Source organism: Paraburkholderia caffeinitolerans (assembly GCF_902859945.1).
In the GTDB taxonomy this organism is placed as follows: Bacteria; Pseudomonadota; Gammaproteobacteria; order Burkholderiales; family Burkholderiaceae; genus Paraburkholderia; species Paraburkholderia caffeinitolerans.
Map to the genome: position 1 here is coordinate 1 of NZ_CADIKL010000106.1, position 1,288 is coordinate 1,288.

At 61.7% G+C, this 1,288-nt stretch carries 1 protein-coding gene; it reads right to left on the reverse strand.

The features are described from left to right. The coding region (locus HV773_RS36445) for a type VI secretion system Vgr family protein (protein ID WP_175198546.1) at positions 1–1,288 on the reverse strand (1,288 nt) is incomplete at both ends.

A 1,288-nucleotide genomic window follows, 5' to 3' on the forward strand; every position in this document is an offset into this window, starting at 1 on the left:
GATGCGCGTGTTGTAACCCAGGCTCAAACTTGATTTGCCGTGGTCGCTCGCAATCTGTAGCTGCTGGCGGTTCTCGGTGTCGTCGAAAGCGAGGTGATTGGTGGTGCTGCCATGCCCGAGGCTGCGCGTGACCATGCCCGAGAGCGCGTGGTTATCGGGCAGCTTCCAGGCCGGCATGTTGTTCACGTCCGGGACGAACGCCACCACGACGGGCCGGTCCGGATCGCCGTTGACATAACCCACGAGCACCTGCTGTCCGCAGCGGCCATGCATGACCGTACCCATCTGGTCGCCCTGCCACGGCTGCGCCACGCGCACCCAGATCGATGTGCCGCCGTTGAACTCGCCCTCGCAATCCCACGCGTACTGGATCAGCACGCGGTTATATGCATCAATCAAGATTTCAGCGTCGTTCGGTCCCACGATGACCGCGTATTCCAGGTCTTCGAGACGCGGGCGTGGCGTAACCTGGGGCATGCGGTACGGCTCGCGTGCCGGGTACAGCTCGAACGTGGTTTCGAACGAATAACCGGTGGATCGGCCTGACATGCCCGGCATGGCCCGGATATCCAGCGTGCACGACAGCACGAGATAATCGTTGTTCGCCTCACCATGCGGATGATCAATCAGCGTGAAGGTCTTGCCGGCCTCGATGCCACGCAGCGCGCCCCGGCCTTGTGCGCGCAGCCGCTGGCCCCGCCTGGCCTCCAGCTTCACGCGCGCCAGATGCTGCGCATCCTTCTTCCAGGCGTCGTCATCCCGCCTGGAGTAACGGGTCGTATCGGGCTGGGCGTATTCGGCGCTCTCGTAGGATTCGAGACTCTCATCGTGTTCGCGGCGCGCAGGGCCGTACTGCCCGCGATACGGCTCGCTGTTGCGTCTGAGCCGTGGCGACATGTAGCTGTGGTCATTGACGACTACCCGATCCAGCGCTACCGACGTGCGCCATGACAGGTGCGTGATGTGTTCCCGGTCGATATGCCCGCCATCGGGGTGATACGACAACGTGTCGTAGGGCGCGCTCTGCTCCTGGCACGCGCGGATGCAGTCGGCAATGACGAGCACATGCTTCCTGTCGTGGTGCTCGAACCAGATCACATAGCCGAACTCCTCGCACAGCCGCATGCAGAAATCCCAGTCCGTCTCCCAGGCCTGGCGGATGAAATCACGCTGGCTTGCTTCGTGGTTGAAACGGGTATCGAACTTGACGCGAAATTCGATTTCATGGCTGTACGGCGTGAGGACGGTTTGAAGAATTCTGGTGATATCGGAATCGGTAAAGATGCGC